The 16,093-nt window shown below is 68.0% G+C and carries 15 protein-coding genes; 12 read left to right on the top strand and 3 right to left on the bottom strand.

From position 1 onward, the window contains the following. Window positions 1-425 precede the first annotated feature (425 nt). The 8 genes from L0U85_RS17105 (at window position 426) to L0U85_RS17070 (ending at window position 9,298) form a co-directional block, all read left to right on the top strand. Complete coding sequence (locus L0U85_RS17105) at window positions 426-1,577, top strand: PLP-dependent aspartate aminotransferase family protein (RefSeq protein ID WP_241378970.1); 1,152 nt, start codon at window positions 426-428, stop codon at window positions 1,575-1,577. A gap of 312 nt (window positions 1,578-1,889) precedes the next feature. After that, window positions 1,890-2,354 carry a DUF2199 domain-containing protein gene (locus tag L0U85_RS17100; protein ID WP_241378969.1) on the top strand — a complete coding sequence of 155 codons (465 nt, stop codon included), beginning with the start codon at window positions 1,890-1,892 and terminating at the stop codon, window positions 2,352-2,354. Between the two features lie 395 nt (window positions 2,355-2,749). Next, window positions 2,750-3,784 (top strand): ABC transporter substrate-binding protein, encoded by a 1,035-nt coding sequence (locus L0U85_RS17095; RefSeq protein WP_347177470.1) that lies wholly within the window; start codon window positions 2,750-2,752, stop codon window positions 3,782-3,784. Beyond that, complete coding sequence (locus tag L0U85_RS17090; protein WP_241378967.1) at window positions 3,781-4,851, top strand: iron chelate uptake ABC transporter family permease subunit; 1,071 nt, start codon at window positions 3,781-3,783, stop codon at window positions 4,849-4,851. The genes L0U85_RS17095 and L0U85_RS17090 overlap by 4 nt, the downstream gene beginning before the upstream one ends. Continuing rightward, window positions 4,848-5,651 carry an ABC transporter ATP-binding protein gene (locus L0U85_RS17085; protein ID WP_241378966.1) on the top strand — a complete coding sequence of 268 codons (804 nt, stop codon included), beginning with the start codon at window positions 4,848-4,850 and terminating at the stop codon, window positions 5,649-5,651. The genes L0U85_RS17090 and L0U85_RS17085 overlap by 4 nt, the downstream gene beginning before the upstream one ends. Before the next feature lie 122 nt (window positions 5,652-5,773). Next, complete coding sequence (locus L0U85_RS17080) at window positions 5,774-7,201, top strand: cellulase family glycosylhydrolase (protein WP_241378965.1); 1,428 nt, start codon at window positions 5,774-5,776, stop codon at window positions 7,199-7,201. 451 nt (window positions 7,202-7,652) lie between these two features. Next, a complete protein-coding gene (dgoD, locus tag L0U85_RS17075; protein WP_241378964.1) occupies window positions 7,653-8,798 on the top strand; it encodes a galactonate dehydratase in 1,146 nt (381 codons plus the stop codon). A gap of 56 nt (window positions 8,799-8,854) precedes the next feature. Further along, the gene (locus tag L0U85_RS17070) at window positions 8,855-9,298 is read left to right on the top strand and encodes a DUF2269 family protein (protein ID WP_241378963.1); all 444 of its coding nucleotides are present in this window, start codon (window positions 8,855-8,857) and stop codon (window positions 9,296-9,298) included. Window positions 9,299-9,308: 10 nt separating this feature from the next. On the opposite strand, the gene L0U85_RS17065 is transcribed toward L0U85_RS17070, so the two are convergent. Beyond that, the gene (locus tag L0U85_RS17065; protein ID WP_241378962.1) at window positions 9,309-9,893 is read right to left on the bottom strand and encodes a YqgE/AlgH family protein; all 585 of its coding nucleotides are present in this window, start codon (window positions 9,891-9,893) and stop codon (window positions 9,309-9,311) included. Between the two features lie 285 nt (window positions 9,894-10,178). After that, window positions 10,179-11,030, bottom strand: coding sequence for a mycothiol conjugate amidase Mca (mca, locus tag L0U85_RS17060; RefSeq protein ID WP_241378961.1), 852 nt, complete (start codon window positions 11,028-11,030; stop codon window positions 10,179-10,181). Between the two features lie 183 nt (window positions 11,031-11,213). Between mca and L0U85_RS17055 the strand changes: the two genes are divergently transcribed. Together L0U85_RS17055 and greA are read left to right on the top strand one after the other, a co-directional pair. Then, window positions 11,214-11,657, top strand: a complete 444-nt coding sequence (locus L0U85_RS17055; protein WP_241378960.1) for a DUF4307 domain-containing protein — start codon at window positions 11,214-11,216, stop codon at window positions 11,655-11,657. A gap of 118 nt (window positions 11,658-11,775) precedes the next feature. Then, window positions 11,776-12,270 (top strand): transcription elongation factor GreA, encoded by a 495-nt coding sequence (gene greA, locus L0U85_RS17050; protein ID WP_241378959.1) that lies wholly within the window; start codon window positions 11,776-11,778, stop codon window positions 12,268-12,270. 105 nt (window positions 12,271-12,375) lie between these two features. Here greA and L0U85_RS17045 read toward each other — a convergent pair whose 3' ends face one another. Further along, window positions 12,376-13,653, bottom strand: a complete 1,278-nt coding sequence (locus L0U85_RS17045) for an ABC transporter ATP-binding protein (protein ID WP_241378958.1) — start codon at window positions 13,651-13,653, stop codon at window positions 12,376-12,378. Window positions 13,654-14,162: 509 nt separating this feature from the next. Between L0U85_RS17045 and ilvA the strand changes: the two genes are divergently transcribed. Both ilvA and L0U85_RS17035 read left to right on the top strand, forming a co-directional pair. Then, window positions 14,163-15,377 (top strand): threonine ammonia-lyase, encoded by a 1,215-nt coding sequence (gene ilvA, locus L0U85_RS17040; RefSeq protein ID WP_241378957.1) that lies wholly within the window; start codon window positions 14,163-14,165, stop codon window positions 15,375-15,377. Beyond that, the gene (locus tag L0U85_RS17035; RefSeq protein WP_347177471.1) at window positions 15,378-16,070 is read left to right on the top strand and encodes a uracil-DNA glycosylase; all 693 of its coding nucleotides are present in this window, start codon (window positions 15,378-15,380) and stop codon (window positions 16,068-16,070) included. Window positions 16,071-16,093 lie beyond the last annotated feature (23 nt).

The raw sequence follows: 16,093 nt of genomic DNA, 5'->3' as shown, positions 1-16,093 counted from the left end.
CCAGACCTTCCACACCAGCGCGGAACTTGATCAAGCCCTGGTGCGGGGCTGGTGAGGGTTCGCCCGTGAGTCTCTGAGGTCTCGCGGTGTTCTACGACTACGACACCGGAGACCTCAGGGGTGGTGGACGGACGCAGTCCGCTTCGGGAGAGTCGGGCTGGCCGGGTTCGCACCCGGCGAGCGCGAGGAGACGGTGGAGCGGTTTCGGGCGGTGTTGGCCGCTGCGGAATCGCGAGAGGCAGCTGAGCGAGCCCAGGCAGCGTATCCGCAGAACCCCGGGTATTCTGCGCGTCTTCAGGGCGGTCGGTGCGTTGTATCCGAGGGGTTGGGCGCGCACATGTCAACCGCCACACTGATCGACGGCCCCGCACTCGGAGCGCGATGAACGTTTGAAGCGAGGCGTTCTTGACCGTAGCATCGGGTCAATGAGCGCTTCCTATTCCCGTTTCGAGACCCTGGCCGTTCACGCCGGCGAGCCCCGGCCGACCCATGGCGGGTCCATCGTCTTCCCCATCTTCCAAGGGACCGTGTACGAGACGCCACCCGAAGGCGGAGTCGACTACCTCCGCTACTCCAACACTCCCACCCAGACTTACGTCCACGACAAGCTTGCCGCCCTCGAAGGCGCCGAAGCCGCCCTCGCCACCGCCTCGGGGATGGCCGCCATCTCCACGGCCCTGCACAGTGTCGCCAGCGCCGGCGACCACGTCATCGTCGCGGGAACCCTGTACGGCGGCACCCACGTCTTCCTCACCGAGCACGCCCCGCACCTGGGCTGGAACGTCGACTTCGTCGACGCCGCCGACCCCGCCGCCTGGGAAGCCGCTCTCCGCCCCGAGACCAAGGCGATCTACACCGAGTCGATCTCCAACCCGCTCGTCCGCGTCCCCGACCTCGCCGGTATCGCCGCGTTCGCCGCGCGCCATGGCCTGAGCTCGATCATCGACAACACCTTCCCCACACCGGTCAACTTCCGCCCGCATCAGATCGGCTTCGACCTCGTATGCCACTCGGCCACCAAGACGCTCAACGGCCACTCCGACATCGTCGCCGGGGTCATCACCGGATCGGCCGACCGAATCGCGAAGGCCCACGCCTGCCTGAAGCTCTACGGAGGCAGCCTCGACCCGCACGCCGGGTTCCTTCTTGCGCGCGGTCTCAAGACGCTCGCCCTGCGGGTACGCCAGCAGAACGCGAACGCTCTGGCCATCGCCCGGTTCCTGGAGGGGCACCGCGCTATCGCCGAAGTCGCCTACCCGGGGCTGGAGTCTCATCCCGATCATGCCCGAGCCGCCGAGCTGTTCGACGGGTTCGGGCCGGTGCTGTGTTTCCGACCCGCCGCCGGCCTGGACGCGGCCGAGAAGCTGCTCAAGGCACTTGAGCTGCCCTACGTCGCACCGAGCCTGGGCGGGGTCGAAACGCTGATCACGCGCCCGGCCATAACCAGCCACGCCGGTATGAGCCCCGAAGCTCGCAGCGCTGAGGGTATCGAAGACGACCTCGTACGCCTCGCGGTCGGCATCGAGGCCACCGAAGACCTCGTCGACGACTTCAAGAACGCGCTCGACTCCATATAGGGCGGCAGCCGACGGAATCGGCCGCGGGCAATTCCGTAGACCTGCGGGAGGCGAGTTTTCGAGGCGGTCGAGAACTGCGTCCATCCGGGAGTTCGGGTTCGAGCCGGATCCAGTGCCACACAGGGAACGACCGCCCCAGGCGGAGGAACCACCAGCGGCCGGCGACATCGTGTTGGCTACCAGGTTCCGTCAGGCCTCAGCCAAGTCCGGCTCACTGCCCCATCAGAGGAGCCGAACACTAGACTCCTGCCCATGTCCGGCAATGTCAGATTCACTTGCACGTCTTGTGGTAAGAGTCACTCAGGGCTTCCGATGAGCTACTCGACCGCAGCTCCCTACGTATGGGATCAGAGTTTCTCTGATGCCCCCGATTGCCTGCTTACATCGGATCAGTGTGTGATCAACGCGCAGCACTACTTTGTCAAGGGCTTGATCGAGATACCGGTCATAGACAGCGACGATGTGTTTGCCTGGGGCGTCTGGGTCTCCCTCAGCCGCGAGAACTATGCCCGCCTGGCGGAACTGTGGGAAACGCCGGGACGCGAGTCTGAGGAACCCTACTTCGGCTGGTTGACCACCGAACTGCCTGTCTACTCGTCCAGCACCATCAACCTGAAGACCAATGTCCACACCAGACCCGTCGGCGAGCGCCCCTTCATCGAGCTCGAACCCACAGACCATCTTCTCGCCGTTGAGCAACGGACCGGCATCACTTTGGACCGCGTATGCGAAATAGCCGAAGCCGTCATCCACCTCGCCAGCAGGGATGTCGAATGACGGGGCTCCAGTCCATGCGCACGACGGCCGTCGCAGCGATGTCCGGCTGACGGTGCGGCGGCTCGAGCCGCTACTGGAGACCCCACCGAGCCTGGGGGACCTCGACGGCTACTGGCTGAGCCTCGTCCCTTGAACCGAGCGGTTCAGTTGGCCGTTGAAATGCGGTGATGAGTTGCAATGGGCAACGGTAGGGCCCCCATCTCGACGAGAGGCGGCGTCTGCCCCCGCGGCAAGCGCCGCCTTGTCGTCCCGCGTACGGCCAAGTTGTGGTGCCTGCCTCAAAGGCGAAGCCGATACCGAGTAGTGAGGTCAGCCTAACCTAATGTTCGTGGCGGAAAGCGGCCCTCGGCGGCCGCGTCGGCCCGAACTATATGAATGGACCGGTGAGTGTCGGCATGCGCGTGACTCCCGCTGCTGTAAGCGCGTCTCTGTTGTTGGCGGTATCGGCCGGTTGCGGCGCCTCCGAGGCCGTTCCCGAACGAGCCGCCATCGCAGGCGAGGGCGAGACGACCTATCCGCTGGTCGTCGAGAACTGCGGGCAGGAGGTGACCTACGACGCCGCACCGCAGCGAGTCGTGTCCCTCGACCAGGGCTCCACGGAGATCCTCCTGTCCCTGGGCTTGGAGGACCGCATGGTCGGCACCGCGTCGTGGACCGACCCGGTGCGGGAGAACCTGGCGGAGGCGAACGCCGAAGTGCCGCGGCTGGCCGATGAGGCACCGACCTACGAGGTCGTACTGGACACCGACCCCGACTTCGTGACCGCCTCATTCGGACGCCACTATCTTGAGGGCGGCGTGGCCGAGCGGAGCCGGTTCGCCGAAACCGGGATCGAGTCGTACCTGTCGCCGACGGACTGCGACGAGGGAACGAGCATCAACGGCGGCGGCACCCGCACCAACCCCTTGACGATCGAGGCGCTCTACCGGGAGATCCGCGAGCTCGCCCAGATCTTCGACGTGACCAGTCGCGGCGAGGCCCTCATCGAAGAGCTCGAAGGCCGCCGCCAGGCGGCGCTCGACGGCATCGACGCCTCCGGCATGTCGGTGGCGTTCTGGTTCGCCGACCTGAAGACGCCCTACATCGCCGGAGGACTGGGCTCGGCGAACCTGCTGGCAACCGAGGTCGGCGCCGTCAACGTGTTCGCCGATCTCGACGACGACTGGCCGGCCACCACCTGGGAGGCGTTCGTCGACCGCGACCCCGACATCCTCGTCCTGGGCGACCTGAGCCGCGAGCGCTGGCCGGGCGACCAGCTCCAGGAGAAGATCGACTTCCTCCAGGCCGACCCGGTCACCGAGGACCTCGCGGCGGTCGCCGACGAGCGGTTCATCGCACTGCACGGGGCCGAGATGAACCCGTCGATCCGGATGATCGACGGCCTCGAAGCCCTCGCCGAAGGACTGGGCTCCTTCGAGGGGACCAGGTGACGCTCAGCCCTTCGCGGCCCGCGCCCGTCACCGGGCAGGCGCCTCAAGGCGGCACGCGGCTGCGTTTCCTCGGCATCGGCCTGGGCGCGATCGCGCTGCTGCTGGTGTCGGTCGGGGCGGCGATCACCGTCGGCCCCGCCGAGGTGTCACTGGTCAACGTGCGCGACATCCTCCTCAACCACCTCGCGGGCGCGGACATCCCGGTGAGGGTGTCGAAGGAGGCGATCGTGTGGGACGACCGCCTGCCGCGCGCCCTGGTGGCCGCCGCCTGCGGCGCCGGACTGGGCCTGTGCGGCGTCATCCTGCAATCCTTGCTGCGCAACCCTCTGGCCGACCCGTACGTCCTGGGGATCTCCTCGGGAGCCTCCACCGGAGCAGTCGTCGTCGGGATCCTGGGCGTCGGCGGGACCGTGCTCGGGATCCCCGGGGGCGCGTTCGTCGGCTCCATCGTCGCCTTCGCCGTCGTCCTGGTGATCGCGCGCCTGGCCGGAGGCGCCAACGACAAGGTGATCCTGGCCGGGATCGCGGTGACCCAGCTGTTCTCGGCGCTGACCTCGTTCGTCGTCTTCGCCTTCGCCGATTCGGACGCGACCCGCGGCGTCATGTTCTGGCTGCTCGGCTCCCTCGAAGGGGTGCGGTGGAACGACGTCGTCCTGTGCGGACTCGCCGTACTCGCCGGGGCCCTGTTCTGCCTCTTCCGGGCGCCGGTCCTGGACGCCTTCGCGTTCGGCGACGACGTCGCGTCTTCACTGGGGGTCTCCGTCCGGCGCGAGCGCATCACGTTCATGACCGTCACCGCCCTGCTGACGGCGACGATGGTCAGCGTGGCCGGCGCCATCGGCTTCGTCGGCCTCGTCCTCCCGCATGCGGCCCGGTACCTCACCGGTCCGCTTCACGTCCGACTGGTGCCCGTGACCGTCCTCATCGGAGCGGCCTTCATGGTGTGGGTCGACGCGATATCGCGGGTCGCCTTCTCGCCGTCGCCGCTGCCCGTAGGCGTCGGCACCGCCCTGATCGGAGTGCCGGTGTTCATCGCCATCATGTTCCGCCGAAGGAGGGCCCTGTGACACTCCAGACCCGAGAGGTCGCCTGGAACCGAAGCGGCCGGCTCGTCGTCGACGGGGTCACCTTGAGCCCGCGGCCCGGCGAGACCGTCGGGCTGCTCGGCCCCAACGGATCGGGCAAGTCCTCCCTCATCAGGCTGCTCTCCGGCACCGCGAGGCCCACCGCGGGTGTGGTCACCCTCGACGACACCTCGCTCGCGGCCGTCTCCCGACGGGACGCGGCCCGGGCGATCGCCACCGTCACCCAGCACGCCGACACGGTCGTGGACATCACCGTGCGCGACATCGTCGCCCTCGGCCGTATTCCGCACCGGGGCGCCTTCGGCGGGCACCGGCAAGCCGACGACGCGGCGGTGTCGGACGCTTTGGAGCGCACCGGGCTCACCGGCAAGGCGGGGGAGCTGTGGCACCGGCTCTCCGGCGGCGAGCGGCAGCGCGTCCACATCGCCCGCGCGCTGGCGCAGCAGCCCCGGGAACTCCTCCTCGACGAGCCCACCAACCACCTCGACATCCGCTACCAGCTCGATCTGCTCCAGCTCATCACCGAGCTGCCGGTCACCACCGTCGTGGCGCTCCACGACCTCAACCTCGCGGCGATGTTCTGCGATGCGCTCCTGGTCCTCAAAGACGGCCGCGCGGTGGCGGCCGGAGCCCCGGCCGACGTCCTCACACCGGAGCTCATCGCGCTCGTCTATGACGTCGACGCCACCGTCGACCTCGACGAGAAGGCGCACCGTCCGCTGATCAGGTTCAACCCGTCCAGCCGCGACGCACACCGTCCGGCGGCCGACGCCGAGGCTTGAGCCCGGCACCCCGGAACATTGACATTGCTCGATGTGTCAAATACAGTGGGATCGCTCCAACCGCACTGGGCGCGGACATTCCGGAACCGATGCCCGTCGCCGCCGCGAAGGGAAGAGGATCTATGCAAGCTCATCCAAGCAAGTCGCCCGTCCCCAGGCGGCGACGCCTGGCGGTCACCGGCATCGCCGTGGCCGCGCTCGGCGCCGGCGCCCTGACCATCACTTCGGCGAACTCGGCACTCGCCGAAGGATTCTGCGAGGTCGAGTACGACGTCCTCAACGACTGGGGCTCGGGTTACCAGGCGAGCGTCTCCATCGCCACCGAGGACGCGATCGACGGGTGGCAGGTCGAGTGGGACTTCCCCGCGGGTACTACGGTCGCCAGCGCCTGGAACGTCGACTGGAGCCAGAGCGGCACGACGTTCACCGGTTCGGACGTAGGCTGGAACGCCCAGATCGGCGCCGGCGAGACCCGTGAGGTGTTCGGCTTCGTCGCCAACGGCAGCAGTGCCCTACCGGACCGGCTGACCGTCAACGGCGAGATCTGCGACGGCTCGGTCGAGAACCCGACCGGTGGCGAACCCACCACTGACGAACCCACCGACGAACCGACCAGCGAGCCTGAGCAGGGGACCCCGATCGAGCGACACGGGCAGTTGTCGGTGTGCGGCACCAACCTGTGCGGCGAGGACGGAGAACCGGTCCAGCTCAAGGGCATGAGTACTCACGGCCTGCAGTGGTTCGCCGACTGCGTGAACGACGCCTCATTGGACGCGCTGGCCGAGGACTGGGAATCGGACATCGTCCGGCTGTCCATGTACGTCCAGGAGGACGGATACGAGACCGACCCGGCCGGCTTCACGTCGCTGGTGAGCGGCCTCATCGACGAGGTCACCTCCCGCGGCATGTACGCCCTGGTGGACTGGCACATCCTGACGCCCGGCGACCCCAACGTGAACCTCGAGGCGGCGCGGACGTTCTTCGCCGAGATCGCCGAGGCGCACGCCGACAACCCGGGCGTGCTCTACGAGACCGCCAACGAACCCAACGGCGTGTCCTGGACGGACATCAAGGGCTACCACGAGCAGATCATCCCGGTCATCCGCGAGCGCGACCCCGACAGCGTCATCGTCCTCGGCACCCGCGCCTACTCCTCGCTGGGCCTCAGCGAGGGAAGCGGCCCGTCCGAGGTCGTCGACAACCCGGTCGCGGCCGACAACGTCATGTACGCCTTCCACTTCTACGCGGCCTCGCACCGCGAGGACTACCTCGCGGCGGTCGAGGCCGCCGCCGACCGGCTGCCGATCTTCGCCTCCGAGTGGGGCACGCAGACATACACCGGCGACGGCGCGAACGACTTCGCCATGTCGCAGCGGTGGACCGACATGATGGCCGAGCACCAGATCAGCTGGACGAACTGGAACTTCGCCGACGACTTCCGCTCCGGCGCGGCGCTCGAGGTGGGCACCTGCCCGAACGGCCCGTTCACGGGCACGCAGAACCTCAAGCCCGCCGGCGAGTGGATACGCGACCAGATCCGCGGCGACTGACACCCACCCGCACGAGGCGCCCGACGAGGTCGACAGCGTCATCGTCCTCGCCTGCGACGAGTAGTGCCGAGGAGAACGCCCCGGCGCGGAGGCGCTGGGGCGTGCACCGTGTCCGGGAAGATCAGCCGGCAGAACCGGACAGTCGATGAACGTGAGCGCATCGATGCAGTGGTGCCACTGCGGTGCACTGGACCGGGGACACGGCGAGCTCGCTCCGGGGCCTTCAGCGGGGTCGGAATCCAGCCGAACGGAGAAGGTGATCGCCAGGGTTGCCGACGTGATGTACAGGGCCGCGGCGCGGGCACGGTGCGTGACGAGGTCGGTCATCTGCTAATGCTTGAGTTCCGTGGCCTCGCCTCCTAAGAAGCCGGCTGCATCACCGGCGCCGAGACAGTCGTAGACGGGCCTCGTGCACCGCTGACCGACACCCGCATGAGATAGAGAGTCCCCCTTGAAGATCGCCAGAATCGAGACTTTCCTCGTACCGCCACGATGGCTGTTCCTTCGCATCGAGACCGACGACGGCCTCGTCGGCTGGGGCGAGCCCATCGTCGAAGGGCGCGCCGAAGCCGTCGCCGCCACCGTCGAGACCCTCGCAGAGACCCTCATCGGAGCCGACCCCGCCCGCATCGAGGACCACTGGCAGGTCCTCGCCAAGGGCGGCTTCTACCGCGGAGGGCCGGTCCTCTCCAGCGCCCTCGCCGGCATCGACCAGGCCCTGTGGGACCTCAAGGGCAAGGCGCTAGGCGTCCCCGTCCACGAGCTGCTCGGCGGGCCCGTCCGCGACAAGGTCCGCGTCTACACCTGGATCGGCGGCGACACCGGCACCGCACTCGCCGAAGGCGCCCTGAGCGCCAGGGAGTCCGGGTTCGACGCCGTCAAATGCAACGCCGCCGCCCAGACCGGGCACATCGACAGCCCCGGAGCCGTGCGCGGCGTCGTCGACATGCTGACCGAGCTGCGCGAGGCCGTCGGCGACACCATGGACTTCGCCGTCGACTTCCACGGCCGTTTCTCCAAAGCCATGGCCCGCCGCGTCCTGCCGATGCTGGAACCGCTCATGCCGATCTTCGTCGAGGAGACCGTGCTCCCCGAATACTCGCGGGACCTGCGCGAGGTAACCGCTTCGACCTCCATCCCGATCGCCACCGGCGAGCGCCTCTACTCCCGTTGGGATTTCCGCGATGTGCTGCCCACCGGCATCGCCGTCGCCCAGCCCGACCTGTCCCACGCCGGAGGCATCTCCGAGGTCCGCCGCATCGCGGCCATGGCCGAGGCGTACGACGTCGCGCTGGCACCGCACTGCCCGCTCGGACCGATCGCGTTGGCGGCGAGCCTCCAGATCGACTTCGCCGTCCCGAACTTCCTCATCCAGGAGCAGAGCCTCGGCATCCACTACAACGAGGGCAACGACCTCCTCGACTACCTCGTGGACCCCGCGGTGTTCGCCTTCACCTCCGGCCACGTGGACCGCCCGACCGGGCCGGGGCTCGGCATCGAGGTCGACGAGAAGGCCGTCCGAAAGGCCGCCGAGAACCCCCACCGATGGCGCAACCAGGTCTGGCGCCACCCGGACGGCTCTTTCGCCGAATGGTGACCGGCACACTCCTGGTTTCCGAGGTGTGTGACCTGACGTGTCCGTAAGATCACCTTATGAACACGATCCTGATGGTCCTGCACGTGCTGATCGCGGTGATCGTCGTCGGCCCCGCCATGCTCGTGCCCTGGCTGGGCGAGCGGGCCCTGCTCGCGCGCGACGGCGACGCCGTCCACGCCGCCGGACGCCGCACCATGGCCTTCAACGCGCTCACCGTCCTCTCCGCCGTCTTCGGCACCCTCGCAGTGGCTACAAGCGACGAGTACACCTTCGCAGCCCCGTGGCTCATCGTCTCCACGACGCTCTACGTCCTCGCCGTCCTCAACGGTGCGGCGGTCATCCCGGGCGTTCTGGCCCGCATCGGCAAGGAACTCCAGGACTCCGATGGAGTCCTGGACGGGGAAGTGCTGGAGCAGCATCGGGGGAGGCTTCTGGTGCTCTCGGGGCTCGGCGTCGTGCTCTACTCGGCAGTGATCATCCTGATGGTCTGGCGCCCTTGACGAGTGGGCGTCAGTTCAGGGCGGGGTCGGCGGGGAAGTGCGCCACCGCGGAGAGCAGGCCGCCCTGGCGTTTCCACACCATCGACCACAGCTCTTCGGGGTTCGTCGAGAACGGATCGGTGGGGAGTGCGTCGAAGACCATCCAGGCGCCGGCGTCGATCTCCGACTCCAGTTGCCCCGGCACCCATCCGGCGTAGCCGGCGAACACGCGCATCCCGTCGAGCAGGTGCGAGACCTCGCCGGGGTCCCTCGACAGATCGAGCGTCCCGAGCCGGCCCATGACCGGCCGGAACGCCTCCGACTCGGGAGCGTCGGCCTTGCTCCAGCCCAGCGCGATCGCGGCCTCCGGCTGCACCGGGCCGCCCTCGAAGAGCACCGCCGGGTCGCCGGCCAGGCCGCCCCAGTCGCCGAGCACGTCGGCCACCGGCATCTCGGTGGCGCGGTTGAGGACGACGCCCAGCACGCCGTCGGACTCGTGTCCGACGCCGATCACGACGGTCCGGTCGAAGTTGGGGTCCTGCAGCGTTGGCGTGGCGACGAGGAGACTTCCGACGAACGACTCTGTCCGCGCCGGTGAAGTTTCGCGACTGACCATGGCTCCACCTCCGTTCTGCCGTTGCCGCCGGCTACTGCGCGTGGCCACGTCTAGGCGAGGCTTGCGAGCCCTGCTCGGCCCGAGCTTTCCTGGCACGGTATCTCGCGGCGGCGTGCTTGCAACAACGTTCCCGCACTTTCCGAGGAATTACACCGTGGTGTCGGGAGCCCGACAGTTCTGTCCTCACTGAGGGTGGCCGAAAGAGCGCGAAACGGGATCGCTCAAGCCGGTCGAAGTGGCCTCTGCGGCTCCCGCACAGTAACGGGGACAGAGGGACCGGTGTGTCTACCGCAGTCCGGCGAAGAGGTCGTCCTCGGGAAGCCGGTAGTCGATGTGGGATTCGACGAGCTCGTAGTCCTCGGTAGGCCAGAACTTCTGCTGGATCTCGCACGGCACGGCGAACCAGAACCCGTCGGGGTCGACCTGAGTGGCGTGCGCCTTGAGCGCCTCGTCGCGGATCGGGAAGTACTCGGCGCACTCGACGCGCGTGGTGACCCGCTCGCTCTTGTCGCGCGCCCAGTCCTTGCCGGCAAGCCAGTCCGCGTACGGCGACTCCAGGCCGGCGCCGAGCATGCCGTGGTGCAGCGCCTCGATCCGCCCCTTGCCGAAGGAGTGGCTGTAGTACAGCTTCAGCGGCTGCCAGGCCTCGCCCCGGTCGATGTAGCGCTCGGGGTCGCCCGCGGCGCGGAACGCCTCGACGGAGACCTTGTGTGTCTTGACGTGGTCGGGGTGGGGGTAGCCGCCCTCCTCGTCGTACGTGGTCACGACGTGGGGCCGGAATGACCGCATGATCTCGACCAGTGGACCGGCGGCCCGGCTGGTGGGAACCAGATAGAAGGCGTCCTCGGGCAGCCCGATGCCCGAATCCGGGAGCCACCCCTCGGGGAGGCCGGAGTCGGTGAACCCCAGCCAGTGCTGCTTCACGCCGAGGATCTCGCGGGCCCGGTCCATCTCCTCGGTGCGGATCCGCGGGAGGTCCGCCTGGACCTCGGGGCGGTCCATCTTCGGATTGAGCACGTCCCCGCGCTCGCCGCCGGTGCAGGTCACGACCAGCACCTCGATGCCCTCTCGGACGTAGCGCGCCATGGTGGCGGCGCCTTTGCTCGATTCGTCGTCGGGGTGCGCGTGAACACACATCAAGCGCAGACTGGTGGACGAGTTGGACACGGGTACTGACCTCACTGGTGGGTGCAGAGCTGAAGCTGAGGGCTGGAGCCGACTCGCACGGATGTGAAGGTTGTCGGCTCTGGCATTCTGTGCAACGATACTCGATAATTGATTCTTCCCGGACCGACGACGTCAGTGCTAGAGAGCGGCTACATGAGCGAGACCTTGACCTTGGACGGGCGTGTGCCCGATCCCGGCGAAGTCGCCTTCCCGCACGGTCGCTACGGTCGCCGTCGTAAGCCGCGGCGTTCGCGCCCGCTGGTGGCGGCCGCGCTGACGCTGGCGGTGGTGATCGTCGGAGGCGCGGCTTCGTGGCGGCTCCACGAGCAGTACGGCCACGGCGACTACACGACGAACCTGCTGGCGTTCGACGACTCGGTACCCGGTCAGGTCGACATCACCTTCGAGGTCTACAAGCCCGAGGGCGAGGGCGCGGTATGCCGCGTGAGATCCCGCGATATGAGCGGGGCCGAGATCGGCGCCGCGGAGGTCCCGATCCCCGCGGACTCCTCGACCCGAGTCGTGGAGACCCACACCCTCCCGGTGACGGGGGAACCCAATACCGGCGAAGTCCAGCGGTGCCGGAAGGCGGACTGACCACTCATCTTCGGCCCGCCGCACCTCACCTCGGTCGGCGGGCATTTTGTTACTCGCGTCCCGCTACGCAGCAGACCGTACAGAGCACGGAACGCAACATTCGGAGGATTTGGAACATATGGCTACCGACAGCAACCAGGGCACTTGGCTGACCCAGGAGGCCTACGATCGCCTCAAGACGGAGTTGGACGAGCTCGTCGCGAACCGCCCCGTGATGGCGGCCGAGATCAACGCGCGCCGCGAGGAGGGCGACCTCCGCGAGAACGGCGGTTACCACGCCGCGAAGGAGGAGCAGGGCAAGCAGGAGGGACGCATTCGTCAACTGGAGGACCTGCTGCGCCACGCGAAGGTGGGCGAGGCCAAGGCCAGCGACGAGATCCAGATCGGGACGGTCGTGACGATCGCCTTCGACGGCGACCCCGACGACACCGAGAAGTTCCTGCTGGGCTCCCGCGAGATCGGCGCCACGACCGACCTGACCGTCTACAGCCCGGACTCCGCCCTGGGGGCCGCGATCCTCGGTCACGCAGAGGGCGACACCGTCTCCTACAAGGCACCCAACGGGATGGAGCTGTCGGTGAAGATCATCGGCACCGAAATATTCGAAGGCTGATTCGCAGGCCGAGGGCGGCCGGCACCGGCACCGGCTGCGGCGGCCACCCGGGAAGAACATCAGCGCTTGAGGGGCCGCAGGCCCCTCAAGCGCTCTTCGCGTCGGTCAGGCGCGCTGGCTCCAGCCGACGTCGATGCGCTTGCCGTACTTGTCGAAGTAGTGCAGCGCGTCCATGTGAACGGCGACGGTGATCGGCTGCCCGGCCGAGATCGGGATGTGCGGGGGCAGACGGAAGACCAGGTCGGCAGGCTTGCGGATCGGCCCGGTGTCCTCTTCGGCGCGTCGCTCGGCGGCCTGGACGCCGAAGCCGGCGAGCAGGCCGGTCAGGCGTCGGCGCGGCTTGGAGCCGTCGCGGGCCAGGTCGGGCTTGTCACCGATGCCGTCGGGCACGATCGCGGTGGCGCCGATGTCGAGGAAGACCAGTGTCTCGTGGCCGTGGTGCTCGTAGAAGCGCACGCGTCCCTGGAGGGACTGGCCGGGCTGACCCTCGGCGACCGGCGCGAGCGCCTCGGCCCGCATGCCGACGACGATGTTCTCGCCGTGATACCTCGCGACGGCGCGGCCGCGCAGGTCGTGCCAGGGCAGGCGCAGCTCCTGGTCGCCGAAGTCGAGCGCCACGTAGCGGTCGAGGAAGACGTTGACACGCGCTTCGAGGAGGTTCATGCGGGGCGTGCCGAGGAAGGCGGCGACGTACATCGTCGCGGGGCGCTCGTAGATCTCGTCGGGGGTGCCGACGTCCTGGAGCACGCCCTTGCGCAGGACCGCGACGCGGTCGGCCATGGTCAGCGCCTCGGTCTGGTCGTGGGTGACGTACAGGGTGGTGGCGTCGTGGCGCCGAACCAGCGAGGAGATCTCGGTCCTGAGCTCGGCCCGGAGTCCAATATCGAGGTTGGAAAGCGGCTCGTCCATGAGGAAGAGTTTGGGACTGCGGACCAATGCCCGCCCCATTGCGACGCGCTGCTGCTGGCCGCCGGAGAGTTGTCCTGGTTTGCGTTCGAGTAGGTCGCTGATTCCCAATGCGCTGGCCATGTCCCCGACCGCTTCGGGAACACTGTGTCCACCGTTCTTTTTGCCGAGTTTCAGGGGGAAGCCAATATTATCCCCAACCGACATATGCGGATAAAGTGCAAAAGTCTGGAAGATCATCGCGGCATTGCGCTCGCGAGGGGGCAGGTCATTGGCGTACGCTCCGTCGAGCAGGATGTCGCCTTCACTGGGCGTCTCCAAACCGGCTACCATTCGGAGCACGGTGGACTTGCCGCAGCCGGAGGGGCCCAGGAGCACCAGGAACTCACCGTGATTGACTTCCATGTTCAACGAGTCCACGGCCAGGGTATCGCCGGGGAACACCTTCGAGACGTTCTTCAGCGTGACAGCAGTCACCGTTTACTCCAGGGGTTCAAATGGGGGGACCGGTAGGTTCATCTTCGCCAAGATGAAGCGGATTCATCGACGTTTTTGACTAGGCGTAGCTTAATCCTTGCGGAACCCGTAGGTGTCGCGGGCCACCCTTCTCGCTACGGGTGAACCCGAGGTTACAGAAGGTGTCTCCCTCCGTGCGAAACGGATGGTGCTCGTGATCCTCACCAGGGGGTGGGTGATCGATCGTAGCCGATATTGTAACCGGTTTCAGCTTCGCGCGCATCCCATTCCGGCCCGATCATATAGGATATCTGATTCCTATTGCGTCGCATTAGCGCCGACTCCGATCCGATACGGCCGCCACGTCGAATCAAGAAGGCGGCCTTCCACAGTGCCGCAACCATAATCGACCCGCGCCAACGGCCCTGCCCGATTTGCCGCCCGGCGGAGCCCGTAATCCGTGAATCGGCGCGGCGCCCCGCCTGCGCGCACCGGGCCGCCCGGCCGGTGCGGGAACTACGATCGGAGACGTGAACGAGCTCGTAACACTCGCCGACGTCCGCCAGGCGGCCGCCGAACTCGAAGGGACCGTGCGCCGCACTCCCCTCGAACCCTCCCGCGACCCGGTCCTCCCCGGCGTCTTCCTCAAGTGCGAGAACCTGCAGCGCGCCGGCTCGTTCAAGATCCGCGGCGCCTACATGCGCGTCTCCCGCCTGACCCCCGAGCAGCGCGAACGCGGCGTCGTCGCCGCATCCGCCGGCAACCACGCCCAAGGCGTCGCCCTCGCCGCCTCCACCGTCGGCGCCCGCGCCACCGTCTTCATGCCCGAGTCCGCCCCGCTTCCGAAGGTCGCCGCCACCAAGGGCTACGGGGCCGAGGTCATCCTCGGCGGCGCCACCGTCGACGACGCACTCGAGTCCGCGCACCGCTTCGCCGAGGAGGCCGGCGCGACCCTCATCCACCCCTTCGACCACCGCGACATCGTCGCAGGCCAGGGCACCATCGCCCTGGAGATCCTGGACCAGCTGCCCGAGACCGGCACCATCGTCGCCTCCGTCGGCGGAGGCGGCCTCGTGGCCGGCATCGCCGCCGCAGCCAGGGAACTGCGCCCCGACATACGCATCGTCGGCGTCCAGGCCGAAGGCGCCGCCGCGTACCCCGACTCCCTCGCCGCGGGCAAGCCCGTCCGCCTCGACAAGATGCACACCATCGCCGACGGCATCGCAGTCGGCAAGCCCGGCGATGTGCCCTTCGCCCACGTCGTCGATCTCGTCGACGAGATCGTCACCGTCACCGAAGAGGACATCAGCCGGGCGCTGCTGTCCCTGCTCGAACGCAACAAGCTCGTCGTCGAGCCCGCCGGCGCCACCGCCTACGCCGCCCTGCTCAACCGCTCGGTCGCCTACGAGGGCCCAACCGTCGCCGTCATCTCAGGCGGCAACATCGACCCGCTGCTGCTCATGCGCCTCATCGAGCACGGCCTCGCCGCCTCAGGCCGGTTCCTGCGCTGCAACCTGCGCTGCCCCGACAGGCCCGGCGCCCTCGCCTCCATCCTCCAGCTCCTCGGCGCTCACGGCGGCAACATCGTCGACGTCTACCACCAGCGGAGCGACCCGCGCCTGTCCGTCGGCGAAGTCTCAGTGGACCTCTCGATCGAAACGCGCGGTTCCGAACACGCGACCGAAATCGTTGCGGCACTGCGCGACGCGGGGTATTTCTTGACGGTGGCGGGATCTAGCATCTGAATCATGCAAAAGACTCTTGAAGAACTCGTGGAGCCCAGCTGGGCCAAGGCCCTCGCCCCCGTCGCCGACGACGTCGCCAAGATGGGCGAGTTCCTGCGCCAGGAGGTGGCCGAAGGCCGCAAGTACCTGCCCGCCGCCGAGCACATCCTCCGCGCCTTCCAGCATCCGTTCGACGACGTCAAGGTGATCATCGTCGGACAGGACCCCTACCCCACCCCCGGCCACGCCATCGGCCTGTCCTTCGCCGTCGCCCCCGACGTGCGTCCCCTGCCCCGCAGCCTCGTCAACATCTTCAACGAATACCGCGACGACCTCGGCCACCCCCTGCCCGCCAACGGCGACCTCACCCCCTGGGCCGAACAGGGCGTCCTCCTGCTCAACCGCTCACTCAGCGTCCGCCCAGGCGAACCGAACTCGCACCAGGGCAAGGGCTGGGAGAAGGTCACCGAGCAGGCCATCGTCGCCTTGGCCCAGCGCGGTGGCCCCGCCGTCGCCATCCTCTGGGGCGCCAACGCCCGCAACCTCAAGCCGCTGCTCGGCCCGGTCCCCTCGATCGAATCGCCCCACCCCTCCCCGCTGAGCGCCCGCCGCGGCTTCTTCGGCTCCAAGCCGTTCAGCCGCGCCAACCAGCTCCTCGCCGAACAAGGCGGTGACCCCGTCGACTGGCGGCTCCCGGCCCTGCAGGAGGACTGAGCGCGGGGGCTACCGTTGTAGAC

Origin of the sequence: Glycomyces sp. L485 (genome assembly GCF_022548875.1) — a bacterium.
Lineage (GTDB): Bacteria > Actinomycetota > Actinomycetes > Mycobacteriales > Micromonosporaceae > Glycomyces.
The sequence above is the reverse complement of the archived record's forward strand: the minus strand, read 5'-3'. Positions and strand labels throughout refer to the sequence as shown.